This window comes from Variovorax paradoxus (assembly GCF_022009635.1).
In the GTDB taxonomy this organism is placed as follows: domain Bacteria; phylum Pseudomonadota; class Gammaproteobacteria; order Burkholderiales; family Burkholderiaceae_C; genus Variovorax.
Genome location: NZ_CP091716.1, coordinates 4,743,880 through 4,765,302, shown reverse-complemented (window position 1 = coordinate 4,765,302; position 21,423 = coordinate 4,743,880). Strand labels below are relative to the sequence as shown.

Genomic DNA, 21,423 nt, shown 5'->3' with positions numbered 1-21,423 from the left:
TGATTGTTGGCCCCGGTGCCCGGTCAGGATTGAAAAAATTAGCGGTTTTGTTTGCGGTGTCCGGTCTGTCCAGTAAGGGGCACAGATTCTGTGCCTGTGCATTTCATTCTTTACTGGGCGTCAGATGAACACACACGAGGGACACAACAGCCGCAGCCGCAAGCCGGGCGCTGTCGTGCATGCGAGGAGCTTCCGCATTTCGCCGCTGGCACAGGCCATGGCCCTGGCGCTGGCCGCCGGCGCGGCCACCACGGCCGCCGTGCCGGCCCATGCGCAACGCGCCTTCAGCCCGACGTGGTTCAACGCCAAGGGCGCCGCGCAAGCCACCGCCACGGCCACCGGCATGCTGCCCAACGGCATGCCCGTGGCCAGCCTGATGAGCCCTGCCGGCCAGCAGCAGCGGGCCAACGAGCAGCTGCAGCAGTCGATCGGCAACCTGAACCTCGCGGCGCGCGGCATCGCGGCGCAGCAGGCGGCGCAGGCCGCCGCGCGCGCCGCCGCGCAGAACGATCCCTCGGTGCCCGACGGGCTGGCCGAAGGCGGCCTGAAGGTCGACACCAATTCGCTCACCGCCGGCTGGCTCAACGCCCGCCCGCTGGGCGGCGACTCGCAGAAGAACGTCGACGGCCGCACCGTCGTCACCGTCGAGCAGACGGCCGACAAGGCCATCCTGAACTGGGAGACCTTCAACGTCGGCAAGAACACCACCGTGGCCTTCGCGCAGCAGAAAGACTGGGCGGTGCTCAACAAGGTGAACGACCCGCAGGCACGGCCCAGCCAGATCCAGGGCCGCATCAAGGCCGACGGCACGGTGATGGTGGCCAATCGCAACGGCATCGTCTTCAGCGGCACCAGCCAGGTCGACACGCGGAACCTGGTGGCCGCGGCCACGCAGGTGGACGACGCGCAGTTCCAGTCCAGCGGCGTGTACGGCAACGGCCTCGCGCCCAACTTCCGCAACGCGAACGGCCGCGTCGAAGTGCAGGCCGGCGCGCGCATCTCCACGCCCGCGCCCACCTCGGCCACGCAGGGCGGCGGCTATGTGCTGCTGCTGGGCAGCGAGGTGCGCAATGCCGGCGAGATCGCCACGCCCAGCGGCCAGACGCTGATGGCGGCCGGCGACAGCTTTTCCATCCGCAAGGGCGTGGGCACCGAAGGCAACCAGGCTTCGACCACGCGCGGCAATGAAGTGGCGGTCACGCTGGCGGCCGACAGCAAGGCCGGCCTCGTCGTCAACACCGGCCTGATCCAGGCGCCCACCGGCGACGTCACGCTGGCGGGCCGCGAGGTGGTGCAGAACGGCGTCATTCTTTCCAGCACTTCGGTGAACACGCGCGGCACGGTGCACCTGGCCGCGGTCGGTACCGCCGGCAAGGTCACGCTGGGCGAGGGCAGCACCACGGCGGTGGTGCTCGACACCAGCGGCACCACCGCGCTCGACAGCCAGCGCACCGCGCTCATGGCGCCGGCCGTGCTGCAGGATGGCCAGAACTTCAGCCTGGCGGGCAACGACCGGCGCGATCTCTCGCGCGTGGAAGTGGCCAGCGGCGGCACGGTGGAGTTCCAGAAAGACTCGCTCACGCTGGCCACCGGCGGCCAGGTGGTGGTCGACGCCAAGCAGCGCAGCCTGGTGCGCGAGGGCGCGCGCATCGACGTGTCGGGCGCGGTGGGCGTGAAGCTCACCATGGAGTCGAACAACGTCAAGATCAACGTGCAGGGCAACGAGCAGCGCGACGCGCCGCTCAACCGCGACAGCAAGAACCTCAACAACAACGACCTGTGGATCGACCGGCGCACGCTGGTCTTCGTGCCCGGCGGCACCAACGGCTACCAGGGCGAGCGCTGGTACACGGGCGGCGGCCTGCTCGAAGTCGGCGGCTACCTGGGCACGCAGGGCCACACGGTGGGCGAGTGGATGGCGCAGGGCGGCGCGGTGAGCTTCACCGGCGGCGACGTGGTCACGCAGCGCGGCTCTAGCATCAACCTGTCGGGCGGCACGCTCGACGTGCTCACCGGCACCATCAACCAGAGCTGGCTCAAGGGCGCCGACGGGCGGCTGTACGAAGTGTCGAAGGCGCCGGGCGACCTGAAGTACACCGGCGTCTACAAGGGCTTCGAAGACGAGCACGTGCGCTGGGGCAAGGGCACCACCGGCTTCTTCTACAACCCGCTGATCGGGCCGCAGAAGCGGCTGGAAAACGGCTACACCGTGGGCCGCGACGCGGGCGTGCTGATCGTCGGCACCAAGGGCGCCGTGCTCGAGGGCGACATCGTCGGAGAAACCTTCCAGGGCGACCGCCAGACGCAGGCGCCGCAGGCCGGGCTCGACGGCTACCGGCAGTCGAGCGGCGCGGCGCCGCAGCGCGGGCAGCTCGTGGTGGGCAGCTACGACGCCTACTTCGACAAGAGCACCGGCACCCTTTACCGCCGGCTCGACCCCGCGGGCATCAAGAACGTGGTGCTCGGCAACACGGCGCAGGCCATTGCCGCGGAGCTCGATCTGTCGACCGCGCTGCCGGCCGAGCGCCGCGACACGCTCTACCTCGACACCGACCAGCTCAGCGGCTTCAGGCTGGGCGCGGTGCGCGTGGCCGCCACCGAGAGCATTGCCGTCACGAGCGCGCTGCAGGCGGGCAACGGCGGCAACATCACGCTCTACGGGCCCAGCGTGAAGGTCGATGCCGACCTGGTCGCGCACGGCGGCAGCATCCAGCTGGGCAACGTGCTCGAGCAGATCAGCAACAACTACCTCAAAGACACGACCTACATCAAGCCGCCGGCCGACGGCCGTGCGACGGTGGTGCTCGCGGGCGGCGCCAGGCTCGACACCAGCGGCCTCTGGGCCAACGTGCTGAAGAACCCGCTCGACGCGGGCGGCCTGGCGTATCGCAACGGCGGCAGCGTGTCGGTGCGCAGCACGGGCGACGTGGTGCTGGGCAGCGGCAGCCTGGTCGATGTGTCTTCCGGCGCGGGGCTCTTGGCCAAGGCAAAGCAGCAGGGCGGCAAGGGCGGCAGCGTCACGCTCGAGGCCGATGGCTTCAACAGCGGCAACGGCCACGTCGTGCTCGACGGCGCGGCATTGCGCGGCCACGGGGTGGACGGCGGCGGCACGCTCACGGTGCAGGCCAACCGCATCGCCGTCGGCGACACCTCGGGCGCGGTGCTCGCCGACATGCTGATGCTCGGCGCGGATTTCTTCGACAAGGGCTTCAGCCGCTATGCGCTCATCGGCAACCACGGCCTCACCGTGGCCGATGGCGCGCAGATCGACGTGACGATGCCGGTGCTCCGCTTCGGCGCGAACGCGCAGGACGTCGCCACCGGCGGCAAGCCGGCCGATGCGCTGGAAGCGTGGACGCCGCCGCTCTACCAGGAAGACGCCGCCAAGGCCGTTCTCACGCAGCGCAAGGGCGCGAGCCTGTCGCTGCAGGCCGGCACCGCGACCACGCAGGCCACGGAGTTGCAGGCGGTGCAGGCCGTGGTGGGCAAGGGGGCTGCCATCAACGTCGACCCCGGTCAGGCCATCGAGGTGCGCAGCACCGGCCAGCTCACGGTCGAAGGCACCCTGCGCGCCAGCGCCGGGCGCATCGTGCTGAAGACGGTGGACCTCGGCGACCTCGAGGCCGACAAGGCCAACGCGCAGGCCCATGCGCGCTCGATCTGGATCGGCGAGCAGGCGGTGCTCGACGTCTCGGCGCGCGCGGCCACCGCCACCGACGTCAACGGCAAGCGCTACGGCCTGGTGCGCGACGGCGGCAGCATCCTGATCGGCGGCGAGATCGACACGGCGCGCGGCATGGCGACCGCGACGCAGGACTTCATCGTCGTGCGGCCGGGCGCGCTGCTCGATGCATCGGGCACGCACGCGGTGCTCGACGTGCCCGGCATGGGCGCCACCGACGTGGCCAGCAACGGCGGCAGCATCTCGCTCGCGTCGTACAACGGGCTGTACCTGGACGGCACGCTGCGCGCATTCGCGGGCGGCCAGCGCGCGGCCGGCGGCACGCTGAGCGTGGCGCTCGACACGCCGGGCCTGCGCCTGCACCTGGACCCGCTGCAGCAGGCGGAAGACCGGGTGCGCCGGCATCGCGTGCTGGTGCTCGGCAACGAGCAGGGCGCGCCCCTGGCGCCCGACACCCTGCGGCCCGGCGTGGACGACGGCGCACTCGAATACGGCCAGGCGCGCCTGGGCGCCGACACGGTGCGCCGCGGCGGCTTCGACAACCTCTCGCTGTTCAGCGGCTCCACGCTCGCGCTCGAAGACGGCCTCGACCTGCGCATGCGTCAGAGCCTGCAGATCTACGCCGGTGGCCTCGCGCTGGGCAAGGGCGCCCCCGACGACGCGCAGGTGGCGCTGTCCGGCGCGTATGTGCGGCTGGCCGGGTCGATGACTTCGTTCACGCGCGAAGTGCTGAGGGCACCCTCCGCCGCGGGCGGCGTGGCGCGCGTGCCGTCCGGCACCCGCCTGACGCTGTCGGGCGACCTGATCGATGTTCGCGACGGCATGGGCTTCGGCGTTGCCGGCAAGGTCGCCATGCTCGACAGCCAGAGCGAATCGCCCGTGCTCGATCTGGCGGCCTTCGGCCAGGTCACGCTGGACAGCACCGGCGACCTGCGTTTCCTGCAGGGCCGGCTCGATGTCGGCACCTCCACCAGCCTGATCGTGCCCGGCAGCCTGACCCTGCGCGCCGCGCAGATCTACCCGGCCACGGGCGTGGTGGCGCTGGTGTCCGCGGGCATGGGCCGGGACGGCAAGTACCGGCCCGACACCAGGCTGCGCATCGAGGGCACCGGCACGACGCCGGCCGTGCCGTACTCGGCCTTCGGCGACCTGACGATGCGCGCCGACGTCATCGAGCAGGGCGGCGTGGTGCGCACGCCGCTCGGGCACCTGACGCTGGGCGACGCGCTCACCACGCAGACCAGGCTGCTGCCGGGCAGCGTCACGTCCGTGAGCGGCGAGGGCCTCAGCATGCCCTATGGCGGCACGGTGGACGGCATCAACTATCTGTACAACGGCAAGCAGGTCACGCTCACCGGCGTGGGCGCGGGCGATAGTTTCAACCGCAACCTGACCATCGGTCTCAGCTTCATGGGGGCCAGCGTGCAGGGCCAGGAGGGCGCGACGCTCGACCTGTCCGGCGGCGGCAACCTCACGGGCACGGGCTTCGTGAGCGGGCGCGGCGGCTCGACCGACGCGCGCTTCAGCCCGCTGATGCAGGTCGGCGCCAACGGCGGCTTCACGTTGCCGGGGCTCGCGACCAACCCGGTGTATGCCGTCGTGCCCGGCGTGCAGCCGGCCGTGGCGCCCACGGGTGCGGAGAAGGGCGCGGTCGATCCGCTCGTGGGCCAGCAGATCACCATCGGCGCCGGCGTGCCGGGCCTGCCCGCGGGCACCTACACGCTGATGCCCTCGACCTATGCGCTGCAGAAGGGCGCCTTCCGCGTGGAACTGAACGGCGCGGCCGGCCTGGGCGCGTCCACCGGCACCCAGGCGATGCGCAACGGCTCGTGGCTCACCGCCGCGCAACTGGGCGTGGGCCGCACCGGCATCGGCGACACGCTGTTCCGCCAGGCCATCGTGACTTCGGCCGACGTGCTGCGCAGCTACTCGCAATACAACGAGACCGGCTATGCCGACTTCGTGCGCGCCGACGCGCTGCGCGTGGGCGTGCCGCGCGCCATGCTGCCGGCGGATGCGCGCAACCTGCATCTGCGGCTCGAGCCCGGTGCGGGGGCGGAAGCCTTCCGCTTCGCCGGCATCGCCCGCTTCCAGCCGGCCGAAGGCGGCCGGGGCGGCTCCGTGACGGCCGACGGCTCCAGCGCGACGACGGGCCTCGAGGTCGTCGCCGCCGGCGCCCCGGCAACGCCGGGCTTCAAGGGCGTCACGTATGACGCGGGCGCGCTCAGCGGCATGAACGTGTCGCGCCTGGTGATCGGCGGCCTGCAGGCGGCCGATTACGGCCAGGGCGGCAGCGTCGTCAAGACCGGCGACAACATACAAAGCGTGGTGGTGCGCCAGGGCGCGGTGCTCTCGGCGCCCGAAGTGTTCCTTGGCGTGGTGGGCACGGGCGCCGAGTCGGCCCTGAGCGTGGTGGTCGAGCAGGGCGCGCATATCAACACCATCGGTCGGGGCAAGGCGGCCTACGACGCGGCCGACGGCTTCGTCTACGACGCGAGCGGCCAGATGCTGATGGTCTCCAACGGCAGGGTGAGCACGCTGCCGGTGCCGGCGAGCGAGGGCACGCGGGACAACCGCAGCCTGCAGGTCGGCGTGTGTTCCAGCGCCTCGTGCAGCGGCCAGACCGAGCTGTATTCCGAAGGCACCATCGCGATGGTCACGCCCGACCGCTTCGAGATGGGCGACGCGGTGCGCTACGGCACGCGCCACCTTACGCTGGCGGTGCGCGGCATCAACGTGGGCGACAACGCGGTGCTGGCCGCCGCCGCGGCGAACAACACGCTGCCGCCGGGGCTGGCCATGAGCCAGAGCGTGCTCGACCGCCTGCTGCGCGGCGACCGGCAGTACGGCGCACCCGCGCTCGAGACGCTGGAGCTCAGCGCGAGCGGCGGCGTCAACTTCTTCGGCACCGCCGCGCTGGACACCCTCGACCCCGCCACCGGCAAGTCGACGATGGCGCAGCTGGTGCTGGCCACGCCCGCCATCTACGGCCAGGGCGGCGCGGACGACGTGGCGACCATCCGCACCGGCCGCCTGGTGTGGCAGAGCATGAACACGGCGCCCACCTCGGTGGCGAGCGGCGGCGCGGGCACCGGCGGCGGCACGCTGAACATCGAGGCCGAGCGCATCGAGTTCGGCTACGGCCCCAACAGCCAGCCCAGCGGCCGGGACGACACCGCGCGCCTGGTGCTGGGCTTCGCCGACGTGAACCTGAAGGCCGGCGAGCGCGTGAGCGCCAATCACAAGGGCAGCCTCTCGGTCTACCAGTCGCAGGGCGCTTACGACGCGGGCAACGGCTACGCGTACAGCGGCGGCAACCTGAACATCGTGGCGCCGCTGCTGACGGGCGAGGCGGGTTCGGTGAACCGCATCACGGCCGGCGGCGCCTTGCGCGTGTCCGCGCCTTCGGGTGCGGCGGTTGCCGCCACCGGCGACGCGGCATTGGGCGCCGAGCTGAGCCTGCGCGGACACGACGTGACGCTCGACACGGCCGTCGCGCTGCCCAGCGGCAAGCTCACGGTGAGCGCCGAGCGCGACCTCACCCTGACCGACCGCGCGGTGCTCGACCTGGCCGGCCGCAAGCTGGCCTTCAACGACGTCACCAAGTACAGCGCCGGCGGCGACCTGGTGCTCGAGAGCCTGCACGGCAACCTGCGGCAGGCGGCGGGCTCGGTGATCGACATCTCGGCGCAGAACAACCGCGCCGGCACGCTGAAGGCGATGGCGCTCGACGACGCGGCGGGCGCATCCACCGGGGTGGTGGACCTGCAGGGCCGCATCCTCGGCGCGAGCAGCGGGCGCTACGACGCGGGCGGCACGCTGGTGCCGTTCCTGGCGGGCAGCGTGGAAGTGCGCGCGCGGCAGCTCGGCGACGCCGAGTTCGCGGCGCTCAACCAGCGGCTCAACGACGGCGGCGTGTTCGGCGCGCGCAGCTTCCAGCTGCGCCAGGGCGACCTGACCATCGGCAACGGCGTGAAGGCCGGCGAGGTGAACGTGTCGCTCGACAAGGGCAGCCTCACCGTGACCGGCACCATCGACGCCAGCGGCGAGCGCGTGGGCCGCATCAACCTGGCCGCCGGCAACAGCCTCACGCTGGCCGGCAGCGCGGTGCTCGACGCGCACGGCAGCACGCTGCGCGTGGACAGCCACGGCAAGATCATCGATTCGCCGAACCGCGCGATGGTGGAGCTCACGTCGAACAACGGACAGCTCACGCTGGCTTCGGGCGCGCGCATCGACCTGCGCCACGGCACCAACGCCAAGGCGGGCGGCGAGCCCGGCCAGAACGACGGCATGGCGCGCGGCACGCTGGAGCTCAACGCGGGCCGCACCGGCGAGACCAGCGGCGACATCCGCATCGACGCCAGCGGCAGCATCGCCATCGAGGGCGCGCGCTCCATCGCGGTGAACGGCACCTGGCGCTACGACGACGCGCGCTTCGGCACCGACACGGCGGCCAGCGGCCGGCCCTACCAGGTCATCGACCAGGCCTACCTCGACGCCAAGCACCTGAAAAGCACCGCCTTCATCGACAACGCGCTGGCCAACACCGCGCTGATGAACGGCAGGCTCGCGGGCCTGAACAACGCGCGCTATGCCGACGCCTTCCACCTGCGCCCCGGCGTGGAAATCGTCAGCAGGACGCCCGACGGCGACATGGTGGTGCAGGGCGACATCGACCTGTCGGGCTACCGCTATGCCAGCGCCAACCCGCACACGCAGAAGACCGGCGTGTACGGCTCGGGCGAAGTGGGCAAGCTGGCCATCCGCGCGGGCGGCAACCTCGACATCTTCGGCAGCATCAACGACGGTTTCATGCCGCCGCCCGCCACGCAGGACGACCGCGGCTGGCTGCTGCTGCCGGGCACCAACCTGCTGGGCGGCGATGTCGTGGTGCCGCGCGGCGGCGTGGTGCTGGCCGACGGCACCGTCTTCGAGGGCGGTGTCACGCTGAACTACGACTTGCCGATCAGGGCGGCCGGCTTCGACGTGGGGCAGCTGATTCCGGCGCCCAGCGTGCTGGCCGCGCCGCTCGAACTCAAGGCCGGCACGGTGCTGAGCGCCGACGTGCGCGACGCCTCGGGCGCGCTGCTGTATGCGGCGGGCAGCATCGTGAGCGGCGCCAACGTGACGCTGCCCGTGGGCACGCGCCTGGGAGCCGGCATGCGCCTGCCTTCGAACGCGACGCTGTCGGGCGTGGTGTGGCCCAAGGGCGTGCCGCTGCCGGGCGACGGCAGGAAGTACGTGATGAACGGCGCCGTCACGCTGCCGTTGGGCGCCGTGTTGCCGGCAGGCACCGACATCAAGCTGCCCGAGGGCGTGGACTCGGTGAACCTGCGCCCGGACGGCGCCGGCAGGTTGTGGGCCGCGGCGGCGATGCTGCCGGAGGGCTCGCAGTCGTGGTCGGTGCGGCTGTTGGCCGGCGCGGACCTGGACGCGGCCGACAACCGCATCGTGCAGGTGCATCCGGCGGCGGGCCAGGGCAACCTGCGGCTGGCGGACAGCCACTACGGGCTGTTCGGCAAGCTGCTGCCGCCCAAGGGCACCCAGCTGTGGACCCAGTTCGCGCAGGACGACCTCGCCGCCATCGGCATCGAGGTCAAGGCCGGCGAGCCGATCGACGCGCAGTGGCTCGAGGACATGGGCGCGGGCACGATCGAGGCGCTCTGCGCCGGTACGCCGGCCTACTGCGTGCTGAAGAGCGCCTGGGGCTGGTCGCAGAAAGCGGTGGACGAACTGGCGGAGGCCGAGATCGTGGTCAAGCTCGGCGACCCGGTCGACCCGGCAATCGTCGGCAACGTGGACGACTTCTGCATGGGTACGCCGACCTACTGCGTCTCCGCCAACAAGCCTGAATACGCACCCACGCCGGCCAGCGTGCGCTTCAGCGTGGTGCGCACCGGCACGGCCGATCTCGACCTGCGGGCGGCCGGCAACCTGCGCATGGATTCGCTCTTCGGCGTGTACACGGCCGGCGCCTCTTCGCAGGCCACGCGGCCCGGCGACCCCTACAACCTGCCGCGTGCGGTGGGCCCCAACGGCACGGTGCTGAACGACGTGGACGGCGGCTACGAGAAGTTCGTCGACGGCGGCGCGCAGAGCCTGGCGCGCGCCTGGTATCCGGCCTCCGGCGGTAACCTGACGCTCAAGGTGGGCGGCGACCTGAGCGGCGACATCATGCTGACGCGCTCGGGCTCCGGCGCGGGGCGCCCGAATCCCGACGACAAAGGCTTCGACAGCAGCGCCATCGGCAACTGGCTGTGGCGCCAGGGCACGGGCGGCACCTTCGGCGGCGCGGGCGACCAGGCCACGGCGTGGTGGATCAACTTCGGCTCCTATGCAGGCGGCGGCAAGGGCGTGGCCGACAAGTTGCTCGGCTTCACCGGCTTCGGCACGCTGGGCGGCGGCGATCTGCTCGTCGACGTGGGCGGCAACGCGGGCACGCAGACGCGGCGCGGCGTGAAGCTGGAGGGCTTCACCGACAACCAGCGCAGCCAGGGCATCGTGCTGGCGGTGGGCGGCACCGGCCGCGTGCTGGCCGACGGCAGCCTGAGCCTGACCGGCGGCGGCGACGTGCAATTGCGCGTGGGTGGCGCCCTCAATCCGCTCGATCGTCCGTTCTTCCAGGGTGACGGCGGCGACGTCAACGCCGCGCTCAACGGCGTGGTCGTCAACCTGCGGGGCGACGTGCAGCTGCAGGCCGGCAGCATCGGCAGCCTGCCCCTGACCTTCGGAACGTCCTCGTTTCAGCAGTCGCCGCGCGAGACCCGTGCCTTCGACCCCTACACCGCGACCCGCGGCATGGCGCAAGGCGGCATCGTGCTGGCGCCGGGAGACGCCAGCTACACGGTGAGCACGCGCGGCGACCTGGTGGTCAAGGGCGTGATCGACCCGACGCGGGAGAGCCTGCCCAACGCCACGCCGTTCAGCGCGAACGGCCTGTCGGGCCAGGGCAAGAGCTGGTTCAGCCTGTGGACGCCGAACACCGCCATCAACCTCTTGGGCAGCGGCGGCAACCTCGTGCCGGTGACGGGCAGCTCGGGCATCGCCGCGACCGACTCCGCGTATGTGTACCCCTCGATCCTGAGCGCGGTGGCGGCCAGCGGCTCGCTCTTCTATGGCGACGCGGCAACCGCCATCGGCACCGGCTCCGGCACGGCGCTGCTGCTGGCGCCCTCGGCCAACGGCAGGCTGGAGTTCCTGGCCGGCGATTCGATCTACGCGGGCGGCAACACCGTGAGCCAGTCGGGCGCGGCCGCCGCGGCGCTGGCGACGCCGCTGCATCCGGGCTTCACCGGTACGGCCAGCGACGGCACGGGGGTGGGCAACCTTTCGGGCGGCAACAGGCTGCGCGACGCCACCCGCCGCCCGCTGTTCGCATTCGGCGCCGACACCGTGTCGGGCGAGGCGGTGGGCAACGCGCCTGCGCGCTTCTATGCGGTGCACGGCGACCTGATCGGCGTGAGCAGCGGGCGCGTCATGCGCTTCACGAACGATGACGTCATGCGCAAGGGCCAGACCTGGTACGACGGCGCGCAGCCCGTGTGGATGATGGCCGGGCGCGACATCGTCTCCAGCGGCACGCCGATCGGACAGGCCGATGTGGTGACGGGCTTCGAGGAGCCTTCGTTCCTCGGCACCGGCAACCTGTTCGTGCATCGGAAGCCGGGCGACATCTCGGTGGTCTCGGCGGGCCGCGACATCCTGTTCAGCACCTTCAACGTGGCCGGCCCCGGCACGCTGGAGATCACGGCGGGCCGCGATATCCGCATGGAAAACAAGGCCTCGGTCAGCAGCCTGGGGTCGGTGGTGCCGGGCGACAGCCGCCCAGGCGCAAGCATTGCCATGCTGGCCGGCGTGGGCGCCGGCGGAGCCGACTACGCGGGCTTCGCGCAGCGCTACCTCGACCCGGCCAACCTGATGCAAAGCGGCCAGCCGCTGGCAGACCAGCCCGGCAAGGTGGTGAAGAACTACAACGGCAAGCTCCGGCTGGCCGACTGGCTGCGCGCCGAATACGGCTACAGCGGTGACGAGCAGGGCGCCGCCGCCTGGATGGCGCAGCGCCAGGCCAGCCTGGACGCGGAAGCCGGCAAGCCCCGCCGCGTGCTGGCCAACGACTACCGGCAGGCCAGCCAGCTGTATCTGGTGAACTGGCTCGAAGCGTCGCAGGGCTACGTAGGCAACGGCGGTGCGCAGGAGGCGCTTGCCTTCTTCAATGCGCTGCCGCCCGAGCAGCAGCGCAGCTACCTGCGCGGCGTGTACTTCGCCGAGCTGAGGGAAGGCGGGCGCGAATACAACGACGAGAACGGCGTGCGCTACGGCAGCTACCTGCGCGGTCGCAACACCATCGCGTCGCTGTTCCCGGGCACCAGTTACAAGGGCGACATCACGATGTTCGGCTCGGCCGGCATCAACACCTTGTTCGGCGGCGACATCGCGTTGCTCACGCCGGGCGGGCGGCAGGTGTTCGGCATCGAGGGCGCAGCCCCCAAGGCGGTGGGCACGCTGATTCCGGGCGTCATCACGCAGGGCGCGGGCGACATCTCGCTGTACTCGCTGGGCAGCATCCTGCTGGGCCAGAGCCGGATCATGACCACCTTCGGCGGCGGCGTGCTGGGCTGGTCGGCCGAGGGCGACATCAACGCCGGCCGGGGCTCCAAGACCACGCTGGTCTACACGCCGCCCAAGCGGGTGTACGACCGCTGGGGCAACGTGGTGCTGTCGTCGGACGTGCCGAGCACCGGCGCGGGCATTGCCACGCTGAACCCGATTCCGGAAGTGCCGGCCGGCGACATCGACCTGATCGCGCCGCTGGGCACCATCGACGCGGGCGAGGCCGGCATCCGCGTGTCGGGCAACGTGAACCTGGCCGCGCTGCACGTGGTGAACGCCGACAACGTGCAGGTGCAGGGCAAGAGCACCGGGCTGCCGATGGTGGCGTCGGTGAATGTCGGCGCGCTGAGCAATGCCAGCGCGGCGGCCTCGCAGGCATCGGCGGCGGCGCAGGACGTGCTGCAGCGCGAACGCGCGGCGCAGCGCCAGGCCTTGCCGTCGGTGTTCACGGTGCGCGTGCTGGGCTTCGGCGACGAGCCCGCGGGCGGCGCGCCGGGCGGGGGCGAAGTCAGGCGCAAGCCGGCGGAGCAGGCGAGCTACGACCCGTCGGGCTTCATCCAGATGGTGGGGCACGGGGCGCTGACCGATGCGCAGATCGCAAAGCTCAGCGAGAACGAGCGCCGCGGCCTGCCGCGCGGACGCTAGTCCTCGCAGCCGCGCCATGACCACGCTGACATGTGTGCCCTGCGGCCCGGCCGCAGGGTCCGACCGCGCCCCGCCGCCCGACTTCCAGGCGCTGCTGGCGGCCAACTACGCGGACCTGCACCGCCGGCTCGCCCGCCACCTGGGCTGCGGCGATGCCGCCAGCGAAAGCCTGCACGACGCCTGGCTGCGGCTGGCCGACGCGAGCTTTACGGATTCGGTGCAGAGCCCGGTGGCCTATATCTACCGCGTGGCCTGCAACGCCGCCATGGACCGGCTGCGCGCGGAGCGGCCGTGGCAGTACGCGGGCGACGCGGAAGACATGCTCGAGCAGGTGGTGGACCATTCGCCCGGGCCGGAGTTGATCGCCGAGGCGCGCTCCGACCTGAAGGCGGTCGAGCGCGCGATGCAGGGCTTGCCGAACCGCCACCAGGACATCCTGGTGGCGCTGCGTGTGCATGAACTCACCCGCCACGAGGTGGCGGTGCGCCACGGGCTGTCGCTGCGGCGGGTGGACACCACGCTGCGGCAGGCGCTGCTGCGGCTGCCGGTGGGGCGCTGCGCCACCGCGTGACTTGGCGCGGCCGGCCGCTCCAAAGACGCAGGCAGAACTCAGGCAGAACTCAAGCAGAAGTGCGCAGCGTCTTGGCCGCCGCCACCATGTTGGTCAGCGCGGGCAGCACTTCCACCCACTGGCGCGTCTTCAGGCCGCAGTCGGGGTTGACCCACAGGCGCTCGGCGGGCACGCGCTCGGCGGCCTTTTTCATCAGTTGCACGATGTGCTCCTGGCTCGGAATGTTCGGCGAGTGGATGTCGTACACGCCCGGGCCGATCTCGTTGGGGTACTTGAAGTCGTCGAACGCGTCGAGCAGTTCCATGTCCGAGCGCGAGGTCTCGATGGTGATCACGTCGGCGTCCATATCGGCGATCGACGCGATGATGTCGTTGAACTCCGAATAGCACATGTGCGTGTGGATCTGGGTCTCGTCGCGCACACCGTTGGCGGTGATGCGGAACGACTCGACCGCCCAGTCGAGGTACTCCTGCCATTGCGACTTGCGAAGCGGCAGGCCTTCGCGCAGCGCGGCTTCGTCGATCTGGATCACGCGCACGCCGCCTTTTTCCAGGTCGAGCACTTCCTCGCGGATGGCCAGCGCCAGCTGCTTGCACGATGCCGAGCGCGGCTGGTCGTCGCGCACGAAGGACCAGTTCAGGATGGTCACCGGGCCGGTCAGCATACCCTTCATGGGCCGTTGCGTGAGCGACTGGGCGTACTGGATCCACTCGACCGTCATCGCCTTCGGGCGGCTGATGTCGCCGAACAGGATCGGCGGCTTCACGCAGCGCGAACCGTACGACTGCACCCAGCCGAACTGGCTGAAGGCGTAGCCCTCGAGCTGCTCGCCGAAGTACTCGACCATGTCGTTGCGCTCGGCTTCGCCGTGCACCAGCACGTCCAGGTCGAGCGCTTCCTGCTCGCGCACGCTGCGGGCGATCTCGGCCTGCATCGCGGCCTTGTAGCCGGCGTCGTCCAGGCGGCCGGCCTTGTACTCGCTGCGCGCATGGCGGATTTCAGCGGTCTGCGGGAACGAGCCGATGGTGGTGGTCGGGAACTTGGGCAGCTTCAGGAACGCGGCCTGCTTGGCGGCGCGCTTGGCGTAGGCGCCCTCGCGCTGGCCCAGGTGGCTGGTGAGCTTGGCGACGGCGGCCTGCACGGCCGGGTTGTTGACGCGCGGCGACGCACGGCGGGCGGCGAGGGCGGCGCTGTTGGCGGCCAGGGCGTCTTTCACGGCGTCGCGGCCGTCGCGCAGGGCGGTGGCCAGCACGCGCAACTCTTCGAGCTTCTGCAGCGCGTAGGCGAGCCACGACTTGACCTCGGTGTCGAGCTTCTGCTCGCTGGCCAGGTCGACCGGCACGTGCAGCAGCGAGCACGAGGGCGCGATCCACAGGCGGTCGCCCAGGCGCGCGGCCAGCGGTTCGAGCCAGTCGAGGATGAAGGCGAGGTCGCTCTTCCAGATGTTGCGGCCATTGATGACGCCCAGCGACAGCACCTTGTGCGCCGGCAGCATGGTCAGCAGGGGAACGATGTCGTCGCGGCCGTTGATGGCATCGACGTGCAGGCCCGCGACCGGCAGGTTGGCGGCCAGGTATTTGTTTTCCTGCAGCTGGCCGAAGTAGGTGGCGATGAGGATCTTGATGCGCGAGGCCTTGAGCTGGTGGTAGGCCGTGTTGAAGGCGTGTTGCCAGTCGGCGTCGAGTTCGGTGACCAGCAGGGGCTCGTCGATCTGCACCCATTCCACGCCCTGGGCGGCCAGCGTTTCGAGCAGCTCGGCATACACCTGCAGCAGGCGCGGCAGCAGCGCCAGCTTGTCGGAATCGTCCTTGGCCTTGCCGATGGACAGGTAGGTGACGGGGCCGACCAGCACCGGCTTGGCCTTCACGCCCTGGGCCTTGGCTTCGGCCAGTTGCTCCAGCAGGCGCGAAGCGTCGAGCCTGAATTCGGTCTGCGCGGTGAACTCGGGGACGATGTAGTGGTAGTTCGTGTCGAACCACTTGGTCATTTCACCGGCCGCCACGCCACCGCAGCAGCCGGCGTGCTCTTCCGCGCCCTGGGCCGAGCGGCCGCGCGCCACGCGGAAATAGTTGTCCAGCGCATCGCCGTGGAAGCCGCGCACGCGCTCGGGCAGGTTGCCGAGCGTGAAGCTCATGTCCAGCACCTGGTCGTAGAAGGCGAAGTCGCCCACGGGCACGAGGTCGATCCCGGCCTGGTCGTTCCAGTGGCGTTGGCGAAGCTGGGCGCCGAGGGCCTTGAGCGCGTCGCGTGAGGACTCGCCCTTCCAGTACGACTCCAGCGCGAACTTCAGTTCGCGCTTGGCGCCGATGCGGGGAAAGCCGAGGTTGTGGGTAGTGGTCATGGGGTAGCGGAAGCGTCCGGCAGTCAGGAAAGGGCTGGATCGTAGGTTTGCCGACCTGTGAAGTAAAATGGTCTTATTTCACGTATCGATGAATTTTGCTCATTAGCCATGCTGGAACGCACCCATCTGTCCATCGTCCAGGAAGTGGACAAGCAAGGCTCGCTCACCGCCGCCGCCGAGGTGCTTCACCTCACGCAGTCGGCCCTGAGCCATTCGATCCGCAAGCTCGAGGCCCAGCTTGGCACCGAGATCTGGCAGCGCGAAGGGCGCAGCCTGCGGCTGACGCAGGCGGGGCAGTACCTGCTGGCGGTCGCCAACCGGGTGCTGCCGCAGCTGGACCTTGCAGAGGAGCGCCTGCGCCAGTTCGCGCAGGGCGAGCGCGGGTCGCTGCGCATCGGCATGGAGTGCCACCCGTGCTACCAGTGGCTGCTGAAAGTGGTCTCGCCCTACCTGGCGAGCTGGCCCGACGTGGATGTCGACGTGAAGCAGAAATTCCAGTTCGGCGGCATCGGCGCGCTCTTCGGCTACGAGATCGACCTGCTGGTCACGCCCGACCCGCTCTACAAGCCGGGCCTGCACTACGAGCCGGTGTTCGACTACGAGCAGGTGCTGGTGGTGCCGCGCGGCCATGCGCTGGCAAACGTGCCCCACGTGAAGCCCGAGCACCTGACGCAGGAAGTGCTGGTGACCTACCCGGTGGCCACCGACCGGCTGGACATCTACAACATGTTCCTGATGCCCGCCGGCGTGACGCCTCGGCGCCACAAGGCGATCGAGACCACCGACATCATGTTGCAGATGGTCGCGAGCGGCCGCGGCGTGGCGGCGCTGCCGCGCTGGCTGGTGGAGGAATATGCGGAAAAGATGGACATCGTGCCGGTCCGGCTCGGCCCGCGCGGCATTGCCAAGCAGATCTTCCTGGGCGCGCGCGAGGCGGACATCGAAGTCGACTACCTGAAGGCCTTCGTCGAGCTGGCGCGGCAATCGCGCGAACTGCTCGAAAAGGAAAAAATCCGCTGAATTGCGCCAGAAAGTAGTCCTTAGGGTTTCAATTCTTTGAACTGCGGAACAAAGAGGTTATGGTGTTTCCATCATGGACACCGCCCGGCTCGACCTCCGTGTGCCAGCAGGCTGGACCTGCTGGGTCGAGCTCATGCGCACGCCGCGCGGCACCTATGTCGGCTTTGCCGAACTGAGCCAGAGCGGCATTCCGCGCTGTGCGCTGGTCATCACGCAGCAGCTGACATGGGACGCGGCGGTCGAACGCGCCACCTTGCGGGCCGACCATTTCGTGAAGCAGTGGGGCACGGCGCGGGAGCATTGAGCCGCCTCCCGGGCCAGCGCCCAAGGGCGGGGGCGTGGTAGAAACCGCGAGCGTTTTCAACCCCACGTTCCGCTCCCCATGCCGCATTCTTTTTGCCGGGCTACCCGCGTACCGCGCGCAAGGTGGCTGACGTGGCTGCTGGCCGGTATTGCCGCGCTGATCGTCACAGGCTGCGCGGGCCTGCCGACCGACGTGCAGCGCAAGCCCTCGACGGCGATCACGAACGGCGCGGACACCACCCTCGGCCGCCTCGTGCAGGCGGCAGCCCCGCCAGGCGAGCCGCTGAGCGGCTTCCGTCTGCTGCCGATGCCGCAGTTCTCGTTGCATGCGCGCATCGAGCTGGCGCGCCGCGCGCAACGCTCCATCGACGTGCAGTACTACCTGGTGCAGAACGACGAGACAGGGCGCTACCTGCTGCGCGCGTTGCGCGACGCGGCCGACCGGGGCGTGCGCGTGCGGCTGCTGGTGGACGACCTCTACACGGCCGGCGCCGACCCGCTGTTCACCAGCTTTGCCGCCCACCCGAACGTGGAGGTGCGCTTGTTCAACCCGTTCCCTGCCGGGCGGGACCGCTTCGGCACCCGCTGGGCCTGGTCGATCCTGGACTTCGACCGGGTGCACCGGCGCATGCACAACAAGCTCTACGTGGTGGACAACGCGATCGGCGTCATGGGCGGGCGCAACATCGCCAACGAGTACTTCCTGCGCGACGGCGGCTCGAATTTCATCGACATCGACACGCTGGTGGCGGGCGCGGTGGTGCCCAGGCTGTCGTCGCTGTTCGACATGTACTGGAACAGCCCGTACGTCTATCCCATCGAATCGCTGGTTCCCTCCACCGGCGAGACGCCACGGCAATTGCGCGAGCGCTTCGACAAGCTCACCACCGGCCCCTCGCAGCTGCACCCCGAGGAACCCGACTCCACCGACCTGCTGGGCAACAACCCCCTGGCCAAGGACCTGGACGCGGGCGCGCTGAAGCTGGTGTGGGCGCGCGCCGAGGCCTATGCCGATGCGCCGGCCAAGGCGCTCGGGCCGACCGAGGAGGCGCGCGGCCTGCCCGCCGACGAGTCGAAGGACAGCGTGCTCTACAACGTGCGCCGCTACGTGCGCGGCGCCGAGAACGAAGTGCTGCAGACCACGCCCTACCTGATTCCCGGGCGCGGCGGCATGGAGAGCATCCGCACCGTGCGCGGCAACGGCGTGGCCTACAGCATCGTCACCAATTCGCTGGCGGCCACCGACGAATCGCTGGTGCACATCGGCTACCGCCGCTACCGGCCCGAGATGCTGCGCCTGGGCGTGGAGCTGTACGAGCTGAGCCCCAAGCGGGTGGAGCAGACAAAACGCTTCGGCATGTACGGCTCGGCCAGCGGGCGGCTGCACGGCAAGTCGGCGGTGATCGACCGCAGGATCGTGTTCATCGGCTCGATGAACTTCGATCCGCGCTCGATGCTGCACAACACCGAAGTCGGCATCTTCATCTTCAGCCCGCAGATCGCGCAGCAGCTCACCAGCCTGATCGGCTTCATCCGGCTGGACGGCGCCTACCAGCTGCAGCTGGGGCCGACCGGCGCCATCGAGTGGGTGAGCCCGGCCTCGGGCGACGCGGCCGACACCATCCTGCACCAGGAGCCGGAGACGGACTTCTGGTCGCGCTGGAAGCTGGACCTGCTGGCGCCGCTGGTGCCGGAAAGCCTGCTCTAGCGCAATCCCGATTTCATGCAACTAAAATTGTTGCATGAAAAGATGCCGCAGAATTTCGACCGTGCTCCATGCGCTGCTGCACATGGCCAGGCTGCAGGAGCCCGTCACTTCGGACACTCTGGCACGCGCCATGCGCCTGCATCCGGTCGAGATGCGCCGGCTGATGGCAGGGCTGCGCTACGCCGGTTTCGCCACCTCGGCGAGGCGCTCCGGCAGCGCGGGCAGCGGCTGGGTGCTGCGCGCGTCGCTGTCGGAAATGACCCTCGGCGACATCCACGACGCCCTCGGCGCGCCGCCGCTGCCGCTGCGTCCTTTGGACGGGCAGGGCGACTTGCCCGCCTGCCGGATCGAGCGCGCCGTGCATGAAGCGCTGGGCGGCGCCTACCGGCAAGCCGAGCCGGTGCTGGTGGGCCGGATGCACCGGGTGAGCCTGGAGGCCCTGTCGGAAGCTGTCCGGCGCGCCTGCTAGGCGAGGTCGCGGCCACGCCGCATCCTCAAAACAGAGGATGGTGGGCGGAGGGGGTCCACAGAAGAATCACACCGCTCGTAACGAGTTGATTCTTTTGTTTACTCCCTTCACCTAGAACCATCCATGAAAACACTTTCCGCGGCTCCGGCAGCCCCCCTCTCGTTCTTCAAGACGACGCGTTCCGCTTGCGCTGTGGCGCTCCTGATCTCGCTCGGTGCCTGCGGCGGGGGTGGAGGCGGTGGTGGAGGCGGTTTCGTCGGCTTGCCTGTGGCCGGGGGTTCGAATCCCCCCGCCAGCAATCCGCCGGCGGCGTACATGGCTTTCTCGGGCACGGCAGCTTCCGGCTTGCCGCTGGTGGGTACCGTCACCGTCAAGGACGCCAAGGGTGCGACCAAGACCGAGCCGCTGGTCAACGGCAACTACAAGATCGACGTGAGCGGCATGACCGCGCCCTTCGTCTTCCGCGCCGAAGGCACGGTGGCCGGCGAGCGCGTGGTGATCCACTCGGCCGCGACCGCCGCCGATGCCAACGGCACCATCAACATCACGCCGCTGACCGACCTGGTGGTGGCCAACATCGCCGGCCGGCTGGCCTCGCAGTATTTCGACGGCGGCGAGTTCGCCTCGCTCACGCCCGAGCAACTCAAGGCCGAGTCCGACGGCCTGAAGGCCAAGCTGCTGCCGGTGCTGCAGGCAATGGGCGTGGACGCCAGCATCGACCTGCTGCGCACCGCCTTCACGCCGCTGTCGAGCGCGCTGGACAAGGCGCTCGACGTGCTGCGCGTGAGCATCGACCCGGCCACCAACGTGGCGACCATCACCAACATCGTGACGCAGCAGCAGATCACGGACGACCTGGCCGTGAAGGCGGCGGCGGAGACTTCGACCACGCCGATGAGCGGCTCCGGCATGGACACCGCGGCCAACGACATCGTGCTGATCCGCAAGGTGCTGTCCGACTTCGTGGGCAAGTTCGCCACCGGACTGCCCGCGCCGTCCGAGCTGCTCTCCCTGATGACCGACGGCACCAATCCGGTGACCGGAACCTACGGCTTCAGGTTCTCCGACCTCAGCGGCTCGCAGTTCGCGAACGAGACGGCGACCGACACCAGCCTCGTGGGCGCCAGCTTCACCGACGTGGTCATCAAGCGCATCAACTACACCATCGACGCGAACAACACGAGCCCGCGCGCCTACGTCGAATTCACGCACAAGGACAAGAACGGCATCGCCTTCAGCAACACGCAGGGCATGCAGATCGTGAAGGGCACGGACGGCGCATGGCGCCTGCGCGGCGACGGGCGCGTGCTGGATATCAATCCGCACATCCACCAATCCGCACATCCACGCCACCAAGGAAAAGGCGACGGGCTGCGTGAGCAGTTCGCTGCAGTTCGAGATACAGGACATGAACACCGGCAACAGCGGCAACGTCGCGTCGGTGGTCGTCACCGGCCCGGGGCTGCCCGCCGGCGGCCTGCGCCACCTGCGGCCCTTGACCGGCGGTGCGTGGCCGATCGATGGCTCGTCCACCTTCAACTACTACTACCTCACGTCGAACTGCAACGGCCTGCCGAACGCCGGCCTGAGCGACAGCGCGATCGCGGCGCTTCCCGCCACGCCCGAATACACCTTCACCGCCTACGAGAGCGACGGCACGACGGTGGCCAAGTTCAGCGGCTTCGACATCGTCTACAAGCACAGCTTCCACGGCCGGCCGATGACGCTGGCCGAGGCCGCCGCGGCCAGCTACCCGGCCTTCACGACCACACCGGCCCTGGCGTCCTACTCCGGCGGCAGCGACTTCGCGATCAACGCCACCGGCCTGAACCCAGGCTTCGCCGCGCAGTTCTTCGTGAACCTGATGGCAGGCCCCTCGGGCGGCGCGCAAGACCAGGCCGATGTCGCTCCCTCGGCGGCCGGCACGGCATCGAAGACCTTCAACCTGCCGGTGCAGGGATCGGTTCTCTACCGGAACATGTTCGTCAGCACCTACGACAGCAACTGGCGCGAAATCGTGCTTCGCGACAACACGACGACGGCCGAATGACCGGCCGGGGCTGTGGTGGAC

The 21,423-nt window shown here is 69.9% G+C and carries 9 protein-coding genes; 7 read left to right on the top strand and 2 right to left on the bottom strand.

Annotated elements, in window-relative coordinates:
* Positions 1-124: 124 nt before the first annotated feature.
* Both L3V85_RS22085 and L3V85_RS22080 read left to right on the top strand, forming a co-directional pair.
* A complete protein-coding gene (locus L3V85_RS22085; RefSeq protein WP_237674842.1) occupies positions 125-12,940 on the top strand; it encodes a filamentous haemagglutinin family protein in 12,816 nt (4,271 codons plus the stop codon).
* A gap of 16 nt (positions 12,941-12,956) precedes the next feature.
* Positions 12,957-13,511, top strand: coding sequence for a sigma-70 family RNA polymerase sigma factor (locus L3V85_RS22080; RefSeq protein WP_237674841.1), 555 nt, complete (start codon positions 12,957-12,959; stop codon positions 13,509-13,511).
* Between the two features lie 49 nt (positions 13,512-13,560).
* Here the strand turns inward: L3V85_RS22080 and metE are convergent, their stop codons facing one another.
* Complete coding sequence (gene metE / locus L3V85_RS22075; RefSeq protein ID WP_237674840.1) at positions 13,561-15,852, bottom strand: 5-methyltetrahydropteroyltriglutamate--homocysteine S-methyltransferase; 2,292 nt, start codon at positions 15,850-15,852, stop codon at positions 13,561-13,563.
* Between the two features lie 108 nt (positions 15,853-15,960).
* On the opposite strand from metE, the gene L3V85_RS22070 reads away from it, so the two are divergent.
* The 4 genes from L3V85_RS22070 to L3V85_RS22055 all read left to right on the top strand — a co-directional run bounded on the left by L3V85_RS22070 (position 15,961) and on the right by L3V85_RS22055 (position 19,352).
* Positions 15,961-16,872 (top strand): LysR family transcriptional regulator, encoded by a 912-nt coding sequence (locus L3V85_RS22070; RefSeq protein ID WP_237674839.1) that lies wholly within the window; start codon positions 15,961-15,963, stop codon positions 16,870-16,872.
* 73 nt (positions 16,873-16,945) lie between these two features.
* Entirely contained in the window at positions 16,946-17,176 is a 231-nt protein-coding gene (locus L3V85_RS22065; protein WP_237674838.1) for a hypothetical protein, read from the top strand.
* A gap of 78 nt (positions 17,177-17,254) precedes the next feature.
* Positions 17,255-18,883, top strand: a complete 1,629-nt coding sequence (locus tag L3V85_RS22060; RefSeq protein WP_237674837.1) for a phospholipase D family protein — start codon at positions 17,255-17,257, stop codon at positions 18,881-18,883.
* Between the two features lie 61 nt (positions 18,884-18,944).
* Entirely contained in the window at positions 18,945-19,352 is a 408-nt protein-coding gene (locus L3V85_RS22055) for an Rrf2 family transcriptional regulator (protein WP_237674836.1), read from the top strand.
* A 419-nt stretch (positions 19,353-19,771) separates the two neighbouring features.
* On the opposite strand, the gene L3V85_RS22050 is transcribed toward L3V85_RS22055, so the two are convergent.
* Positions 19,772-20,323 (bottom strand): hypothetical protein, encoded by a 552-nt coding sequence (locus L3V85_RS22050; protein ID WP_237674835.1) that lies wholly within the window; start codon positions 20,321-20,323, stop codon positions 19,772-19,774.
* A 404-nt stretch (positions 20,324-20,727) separates the two neighbouring features.
* Between L3V85_RS22050 and L3V85_RS22045 the strand changes: the two genes are divergently transcribed.
* Positions 20,728-21,402 carry a hypothetical protein gene (locus L3V85_RS22045; RefSeq protein WP_237674834.1) on the top strand — a complete coding sequence of 225 codons (675 nt, stop codon included), beginning with the start codon at positions 20,728-20,730 and terminating at the stop codon, positions 21,400-21,402.
* Positions 21,403-21,423 lie beyond the last annotated feature (21 nt).

Bases quoted from the DNA above. Each gene is read 5' to 3' on its own strand.
- L3V85_RS22085 (WP_237674842.1), top strand. From the start codon at position 125: ATGAACACACACGAGGGACACAACAGCCGCAGCCGCAAGCCGGGCGCT.
- L3V85_RS22080 (WP_237674841.1), top strand. From the start codon at position 12,957: ATGACCACGCTGACATGTGTGCCCTGCGGCCCGGCCGCAGGGTCCGAC.
- metE (WP_237674840.1), bottom strand. From the start codon at position 15,852: ATGACCACTACCCACAACCTCGGCTTTCCCCGCATCGGCGCCAAGCGC.
- L3V85_RS22070 (WP_237674839.1), top strand. From the start codon at position 15,961: ATGCTGGAACGCACCCATCTGTCCATCGTCCAGGAAGTGGACAAGCAA.
- L3V85_RS22065 (WP_237674838.1), top strand. From the start codon at position 16,946: ATGGACACCGCCCGGCTCGACCTCCGTGTGCCAGCAGGCTGGACCTGC.
- L3V85_RS22060 (WP_237674837.1), top strand. From the start codon at position 17,255: ATGCCGCATTCTTTTTGCCGGGCTACCCGCGTACCGCGCGCAAGGTGG.